The 7,493-nt window shown below is 55.1% G+C and carries 7 protein-coding genes; 6 read left to right on the forward strand and 1 reads right to left on the reverse strand.

Going from position 1 to position 7,493, the window contains the following annotated elements:
* Nucleotides 1–455 precede the first annotated feature (455 nt).
* Nucleotides 456–881, forward strand: coding sequence for a hypothetical protein (locus O4H32_RS14770; protein WP_269360384.1), 426 nt, complete (start codon nt 456–458; stop codon nt 879–881).
* A gap of 536 nt (nt 882–1,417) precedes the next feature.
* Here the strand turns inward: O4H32_RS14770 and O4H32_RS14775 are convergent.
* Nucleotides 1,418–2,383 (reverse strand): helix-turn-helix transcriptional regulator, encoded by a 966-nt coding sequence (locus O4H32_RS14775; RefSeq protein ID WP_269360385.1) that lies wholly within the window; start codon nt 2,381–2,383, stop codon nt 1,418–1,420.
* Nucleotides 2,384–2,605: 222 nt separating this feature from the next.
* Here O4H32_RS14775 and O4H32_RS14780 point away from each other — a divergent pair, with 222 nt between their 5' ends.
* The 5 genes from O4H32_RS14780 to O4H32_RS14800 all read left to right on the forward strand — a co-directional run bounded on the left by O4H32_RS14780 (nt 2,606) and on the right by O4H32_RS14800 (nt 7,140).
* Nucleotides 2,606–3,553: an EcsC family protein gene (locus tag O4H32_RS14780; protein ID WP_269360386.1), complete on the forward strand. Its 948-nt coding sequence runs from the start codon at nt 2,606–2,608 to the stop codon at nt 3,551–3,553.
* A gap of 69 nt (nt 3,554–3,622) precedes the next feature.
* Entirely contained in the window at nt 3,623–3,769 is a 147-nt protein-coding gene (locus O4H32_RS14785) for a hypothetical protein (protein WP_269360387.1), read from the forward strand.
* 188 nt (nt 3,770–3,957) lie between these two features.
* Nucleotides 3,958–4,809 carry a hypothetical protein gene (locus tag O4H32_RS14790; RefSeq protein WP_269360388.1) on the forward strand — a complete coding sequence of 284 codons (852 nt, stop codon included), beginning with the start codon at nt 3,958–3,960 and terminating at the stop codon, nt 4,807–4,809.
* 17 nt (nt 4,810–4,826) lie between these two features.
* Nucleotides 4,827–6,284 (forward strand): hypothetical protein, encoded by a 1,458-nt coding sequence (locus O4H32_RS14795; RefSeq protein ID WP_269360389.1) that lies wholly within the window; start codon nt 4,827–4,829, stop codon nt 6,282–6,284.
* A gap of 28 nt (nt 6,285–6,312) precedes the next feature.
* Nucleotides 6,313–7,140: a zinc-ribbon domain-containing protein gene (locus O4H32_RS14800; RefSeq protein WP_269360390.1), complete on the forward strand. Its 828-nt coding sequence runs from the start codon at nt 6,313–6,315 to the stop codon at nt 7,138–7,140.
* The last annotated feature ends 353 nt before the right edge of the window (nt 7,141–7,493 follow it).

A 7,493-nucleotide genomic window follows, 5' to 3' on the forward strand; every position in this document is an offset into this window, starting at 1 on the left:
TGGCATTCGTACTCATGACAACTCCTCAACGCCTCATTATGAGGCACGTGGGTGTCTAGTGATTCCGGGCCGATTCAAAAACCCGGGGCGATTCAAAGCTCGCAAAGATGCGTGCCAAACGCACAGGCTGAGGCCTTTCGGCCAGCCCCAATCCGACTTCCCTCCATCAGCCCCTCCCAGGACAGTACCCCCTCATAAATAGGGAGATCCGAGCCAGAGGGATGGCTATGAACGCGGGAGGTGGCGTTGCCAGGCGCCGTCCACATGGGGGCGGTAGCCGAAAAATGCAGACTACGCGAACGAGGTGGCTGCGGGAATGGGGGTTTGTGCTCGTATAGGAGGAATCGGGGGATTTGTCAATGTCGCATCAAAGGGCACAGAATGCATCCTGCCTTCTCCGACTCAGATACACTTGGTACGTTTCTCAAAACGGAAAAAGCCCCCTTAGGAGCGGCATGGATATCATCTCGACAGCCATTGGATTTCTGGTTGGCACAGTCACAGGGGCCGTCGGTCCGTATATTGCGGATAAGTTCACCGATTCACGGCGCAAGAAACAACTGATTAAAGAAGAAAAAAATCGGTGGAAAGAGATTGAAGACCGGTTCCCTGCCGTCATTGCAGAGATGCGCGAAGATTTCTCTCAACCAGAGCATCAGAATTTTCGTGCTTTCTTTATCAAGGAAAGCAACACAATAATGAGCGGCAGCAGCGAGCCTTGCTTCGAGTATCACACAGACAAGCACCCAGAACTTCGGCCAGCCATTCTAATGCTGCTTCAACACGGTTTTATTTCTGATATTACGCCAGGCAAAACACCTATGTACCGGGTACATGAGCACCTAGTAGACCGATTGTTGGGGCGTAGCTTCGAACGCTAAACAGCAGAAGAGCCTGCGCCTCACGCTGCATCAATCAGAATCAAGCAACATCCCCGGCCTACCGGACCCGAATACGCATACCATTCCCCCAGTGCTCGGATGCGCTGTCACGCCAGGCGTTATTATTGAGGTTTCCTGTATTGCTGCACCAGCCGATTCCGATACCGTGAACCGCGATAGGCGAAGGATTCCTGGCAAACCCATACTTGGTCAGCTCCACCCCCCAGAACACCTGAGTATTGCCCGCGGTGTCCCCGGGGTGGATTAAGGAGTAGTCATGATCAAAGGGCCTGGTCGTGCACTGCGAGGTCATCGCATAATTGATGCAGGTGGTAGTTGCGTTCGGCTCGCGTGCGCCAGGCTTGAACCAAGCGTTGACGTTTGCACGGATCGCCGTTTTCTCCATGCCGAAGAAGGGCGCCCGCCCTTCTTCGTGGTTACGGATGTAGGCCGCAACATCGCGCTGTATGCTAAGCCAAGAGAAGCTTGCTAGTCCGCAGGCTCAACCGTGAGTGCCTTTGAAGAACCCGTCCAGGCTAGCCCCCGACCTTCTCCCTTCGCACGCTCCACACATTTTCACCAAACCCCAGCAACCACTGCTTCAGCATCAGACTGTCTACCACGATAGCTGTCACGCGATATCCATCCTCCAGCTCCTGAACCACCTGATCCTCGGACAACGGCGATTCCAGCAAGTGATAGCCCGCCTGTTTGCTGATCGAAAAGGCCAGCCGAATACGCTCCCCTTCGCCGAAGCCAAAACGGCCATCCTCGTCATAACGCTGCAAGTCAAAGAGCGTAGGGCGCACAAAACCATCGACCAACATACGCGCTGCCTGTATGCGATTGATGGCCAGACTGCGCTCATTATCGTAGCCATGATAGCGACACACCAAGTAGAGGCGCGCACCCTGCTGGGCCAAACCTAGCGGCATCACGCGCTGCCCTGTGCGCAGCGTCTGCTGGGCGTTTCGGTAATCCAGGCTGAGCCACCGATTGCGATAGAGTGCCTCGCTGACCGTATCGAAGACCGCCTGATCGACCGATGGCGGTAATAGCGGCTGGCTGGAGCTGACCACACGGACCTTCTTGCGCCACTGCCGCTCCAGTAACGGGGCCTCGCTACTAACGAGAGTGGCCGTCGCCTGTTTGAAGAAGCCTTCCATGGAGCGCATCAGGCTAGCAGGCAATAGATACCGCAACTGCTCCTCAGCCAGTTTAAGCAGCAGAGACTCCTGTACTGTCAATGACGGGATCGACAGGCCCTTGGCATGCGGTAGCCAGCGATACCCATAGGGCTTGCTGCTGTCATCCCTTTCCAAGTCAAAATGCTGGCTCAGAAGATCCAGCTGACGCTGAACCGTACGCAGGTCGCGCTTGAACCCGGCTGCCTGCAACTGTTCATGCAGTTCGCGCGCAGTTACACGCGCATGGCGCGGAATGCGGCGCAACAGTTCTAGATTGAACAGCAGAACGTCCTGCGAAGACTGTTGGTTAGCCATGAGACTCAGAGGCGGCGTGGTCGCTCTATCAGATGTTCTTTACCGAGCACGGGATCGAACAGAACCGCCATCAAAGCGCCAGCACGTTAGCTGTAACACAATCTATCGTAGCACAAGCTCCACAATCGCAACTTCGCCTCAGCATGACGGCATGCGACATGTTTCGTCGCACGCCAATCTCATAATTGCCCCATCGATTGACTGCGAGTGAGACAACCCATCATGAAAGCGACATTTGGCGATAAGGACACCCCTTTAAACAAAACCGACCTCAACGACTTGCACCACGCACGCCAACTGCTCGAAAACCCCGGTTTGGCAGCACACATGACCAACCTGATCGGTACCCCCATCGAAAGAGGCCTGGAAATACTACCTGCAGGCTGGTCTGGCCGCATCGGTGACCTGACCCGCACGGCCCTCAGCAAAGCTGCCGACGCGGCCATCTTCACGCGGGATGGCACGCCCGGAGGCAGCGACGCCGAACGCTGGCACAAATGGGACATTCCCCTGACCGGCGGCGTGGGCGGCTTTTTTGGCCTCGCAGGGCTTGCCGTGGAACTGCCCATCTCGACCACGTTAATAATGCGCTCCATCGCAGCCATCGCCCGCGGCGAGGGCGAATCCCTGCAAGCTATAGACACCCGCAAGGCATGCCTCTCCGTCTTCGCACTGGGGGGCAAGTCCGAGTCCAACGATGCCACAGAGAGTGGCTACTACGCCGTGCGCATGGCGCTGGCCCAGGCTGCTAGCCAAGCCGCCGACCACCTCGGCACGCAAACCCAGGAAGAAGGTGTAGCCGCACCAGCTGTTGCACGGTTGATCTCCGTCGTGGCCGATCGCTTCGGCATCCAGGTGACCGAAAAAGTTGCCGCCCAAGCCATCCCCGCTCTGGGGGCAGCGGGTGGCGCTCTGGTCAATACCCTGTTCATAGGCCACTTTCAGGACATGGCACGCGGCCACTTCACAGTACGTCGGCTGGACCGCAAGTATGGCGCAGACGTAGTACACGCAGCCTACCTGGCCCTGGGATGCTCACGAATGCCCACCCCCAAAAGTCCTTCGCCTTACAGAGCAACACATGCGGCTGGCGGTACATCATCCAGACGCCCAGCGGCACTGTGGCGGGCATCCCATTGGTGTGCCCTCAATGCGGCAACGAGCACCTGAAACGTATGCCACTCACCTTTCCGAAACAGGCGATCGCACACTTTGTCCCCTACCTCCAAGGAGATCCCTATGATCAAGAACTTGTTGGCCATCATCGGCCTGGCCGTGGTCATCCGTAAAAGCTATGAGTTCTACCAGCACTATGACGCCATGCGCGAGGAAAACGCCTACTGGCGCCGCAAAGAAGGCAGCGACCCCGCTACGTCGCCAGACTGAGTGCTGCGAACAACGCATGGGAAACGCCGCTATGCGGTGTATCACCCATCGTAGAATTTAGTAACATAGCTTCTCATGGAGCCTGCAGCATGCAGTAACAGCTACGTTTGATTTCAAGGAGGACTCAGATAGCTTCGGCTAGGCACCGGAATCCTCTGTGGGAAGACAAATATGAATCGGGATCATTTATGCTTAATCGTGAAGCAGTAGCAACTGCCCGCCAGCAACTTGAGGCTGCCGCCAAGAACTACGACTCTCGTCAGGCGGAAGTGCAAGGACTTGCCACCACCCTGTATGACCTGCGTCGTGAAAGCAGCGAACTGTTAATCGGCGATGTGGAAGCTTACGTTAACAGCCTTGCGGCAACCCCGAAGGAATTCGACCGCGCATTTGATGAATACAAGGTTGAGTACCACGCCTTCAAAGGGGTAGTTGAAAAAGTCGACCGTCAAATGCACGACGCAACTGTCGCAGGCGGCGCTGGCGCAGGCGTAGGCGCGGTTGCCGGCGCTGCAACCGCGCTCATGGCTCCTACTGCAGCTATGGCTATTGCAACGACGTTCGGCACCGCATCAACGGGGACAGCCATCGCGTCCCTGTCTGGTGCTGCTGCAACGAACGCAGCACTTGCCTGGTTGGGTGGCGGTGCACTCGCAGCTGGCGGTGGTGGGATGTCTGCAGGTGGTGCTCTGCTCGCTCTCGCGGGCCCAATTGGTTGGGGGCTGGCGGGTGCTGCGGTCGCCGGTGGTGGACTTTTCATGTGGCATAAGAACGGCAAAATTGCCGAAGAAGCGCACGACAAGCGATTGACCATAGAAAAGGGTATTGCTTCGCTCAAGATTGCCGCTGGTGAAATTGAGACCCTTCGGCATCTAACATTGGTCCAGGTCAATGGCATGAAGAGGCTGTTTGGCAGGCTCAAACAATCGGCCCCGGCGGACTACAGCCAGTTTTCAAAGCAGGACAAGGAAGCTATTGGGGCGCTCATTAATCATGTGCGTACGCTTTCAGCGCTGCTTAACAAGACCATATTTTCTTAAGCGTAGTGAGCTAAGAGATGCCCGCAAACACCACATCTCGCGTTGATTCGTCTGCTATTCCAGACCAGGCAACTGGCATCTTAGTTGATGCTATAAACCATGCACGCACAGCGGCTGAAGGAGCGGCGCAAGCTGCCCAAGACAACGCCTTCACCGATGCCATGAGGGCCATGGACGAAGTGCGCAAGTTCATAGGCGACCCGTCTAAGATACTTGGGCGCACAGATACAAAGCATGGCGAGGTTGCCGAGTACGTCGAGGTTGGTGTTCGCCGTGCACGCGACTTTCTCGCGCAATCGATGCCAAACGCGACCTTCGATGGCGTTGGCCGTACTGCGCCAATGGACTACCGCATCGGAGGTATTGATGTTCAGTCTAAGTTTATCAACGGCACGAACAATGGCTTACAGCACATCCTCGATCACTTAGATAAATACAAGGACTTCGGAAAGGACGGCTTTTACCACATCCCTAAAGATCAACACGCCCAAATTCTTGAGATTCTCAAAGGTAACACCGGAGATCTCTCTGTAAACACAGTACGGGCGATCAAGGAGAAGGTCGAGCTCATTGAGACTCTGACTGGAAAGCCGTTTACAGACGCTGTGCAACCTTCGGTTTCAACGTATGCCGAGGTCCAGTTGGGCAAAGTCGACGAAACTGTAGGGCATCACGAACAGGACCTCAAGCAGCAGAACGAGTCTATTAAAAACCAGATCCGTACAGAACATGAGCCCTCGCTCGGAGAGGGGCTGAAAGCAGCCGGTAGTGCGGCAGCAGTCACAGCAGCACTCACCCTAACGACGAAACTCTGGAAGAAGTATCAAAAGGAGGGAAAAAATGTATTTACGGGTGATTTCACTGCTGACGACTGGAGGGAAGTCGGCTTAGATACAGCGAAGGGGGCTGTTGGCGGAGCATTGGCTGGCGGTGCCATCTATGCCCTGACAAACTCTGCCGACATGGCAGCTCCGTTTGCGAGCGCATTTGTCACCGCTGCTAAAGGCATGGCATCGCTTGCAGCCGACTATCATGCAGGGAAAATTTCGCTTGACGAGCTTGTTGATAGCGGCATGTTCGTTTGCAGTGAGGCGGCTATCGTTGGCCTTGCCACGATCGCCGGCCAGACTCTCATTCCTGTGCCAGTGCTCGGTGCCGTTCTCGGCTCCTTTGCTGGAAAATTCATCGCTTCGACTCTCGGAAAGAAAGCCCGCGAAGTGACAGACCGCATGGCGGAACGGATGAACCGCATCGTCTCAGCGCTTGATGCCGAGGTCCGAAAGGCTCTTCGGAAATTGGAGGCTGAATTCAACCGACTTGGTGACCTTGCTAAAGCGGCGTTTGACCTATCTGTGAATACTCGGCTACTAGAGACAAGCCTCGCGCTTGCGCGAGCGCACGGCGTGAACGAATCACAGCTTCTTAAGAGTGTTTCAGATGTCGATATTTTCATGAATGGCCCCATGAATCCATAACGATCAAATTAAATTTATAGAGGAAAAAATGGCTTTTGAACCTGTTGGAAATTCCGCCAGCCTTGAAATGTTGTTGCGTGATGCTGATATTGATGATCTGGACATTCTAGTCGACTACATTACGGACACTGGCAAAGGGCGAGTTTCATTGTCATCATCGGCCTGCAAGCGCTTGATCGCCTGCAAGGAAGCGCGCCTTTATCCAGCAGTCGATCGAAATGAAGTCGCAGAAGAGATTCTCCTGTTTGGAGGCAATTCTGTCGCGAACATGTTTCGCGGCGGCAAAGGCGTGCCTTATTCCGAGTTAGTAGCTGATGTCGCCGACCATCTTAAGGTTTCCTTTGCCAAGGGAGCTAGTATTGAGGAAATCGAGCAGGCCATCATTTCCTCTCTGTATGAGGGTGCTCTGAGTAAAATGTCGCCGGAAACGCGTGCGTCGTTCCAATCTAGCTTGGCTACGAGCAATCGAGTCTCAGGCGACATTACCACCTCGCCCAATTGGACGTACTTCAAGTCAGCAACTGTGGCTGAAGGAGCGGCCGCCTCGATTCTCGGCTTTAAAGTAGCCACGATGTCTCCAATTGCACTATTCTTAGGGCCGATGGGGTTGATGTTGTCTGGCATATGGAGTGCTGCGGATATTGCAGGAGCAGCCTATCGTGTTACCGTACCGTGTGTAATTCAAATTGCACTTATGCGTCAGAAGGCATTGAAAGGTGCGTACGATTATAAATGCGCCAAGTGCTCGAAGATTAACTCGCGTGACGCTAAGTTTTGTTCTGAGTGCGGTGCGCCTCTGAAGCAAGACTCAAAGGCTTTTATCGCGCAAACCCATTGTAGTTGCCCAGATTATTAGGCCGATAGGCCAAACTAGTACGTAGTTCCCTGCAAGGGCCCTTCGGCTCGCCCTTCAGAAGATTCTTCGAGAAAAATAAGGTCAGTCCCCAGAGATCTACGGCAAGCCACACCTCGGTGCCAAAGTCCAGGAGCGAGCGCGCATCATCACGCTCCTTCTGGCCCGGGCCAGGAAAGGCAGCGGGCATGCTCGGCCCCGGAAATCCGCGCCTGACCTGAGCAGGTTCGGTTGGATCATTACATTCGTGCTCGAGGGCCCAGCGGCGCAAGACGTTGGTGTATTGACCCATCAGAACCTGCACAGATCAGGCGGCTAATGCAAATGCCTCAGCCGGGGTTTTCATCTTCAGCGCC

The organism is Castellaniella denitrificans (assembly GCF_027214045.1).
GTDB classification, from domain to species: domain Bacteria; phylum Pseudomonadota; class Gammaproteobacteria; order Burkholderiales; family Burkholderiaceae_B; genus Castellaniella; species Castellaniella denitrificans_A.

What these genes read in the sequence shown, in the direction of transcription:
- O4H32_RS14800 (WP_269360390.1), top strand. Translation starts at nt 6,313, where the DNA reads ATGGCTTTTGAACCTGTTGGAAATTCCGCCAGCCTTGAAATGTTGTTG.
- O4H32_RS14795 (WP_269360389.1), top strand. Translation starts at nt 4,827, where the DNA reads ATGCCCGCAAACACCACATCTCGCGTTGATTCGTCTGCTATTCCAGAC.
- O4H32_RS14775 (WP_269360385.1), bottom strand. Translation starts at nt 2,383, where the DNA reads ATGGCTAACCAACAGTCTTCGCAGGACGTTCTGCTGTTCAATCTAGAA.
- O4H32_RS14780 (WP_269360386.1), top strand. Translation starts at nt 2,606, where the DNA reads ATGAAAGCGACATTTGGCGATAAGGACACCCCTTTAAACAAAACCGAC.
- O4H32_RS14790 (WP_269360388.1), top strand. Translation starts at nt 3,958, where the DNA reads ATGCTTAATCGTGAAGCAGTAGCAACTGCCCGCCAGCAACTTGAGGCT.
- O4H32_RS14770 (WP_269360384.1), top strand. Translation starts at nt 456, where the DNA reads ATGGATATCATCTCGACAGCCATTGGATTTCTGGTTGGCACAGTCACA.
- O4H32_RS14785 (WP_269360387.1), top strand. Translation starts at nt 3,623, where the DNA reads ATGATCAAGAACTTGTTGGCCATCATCGGCCTGGCCGTGGTCATCCGT.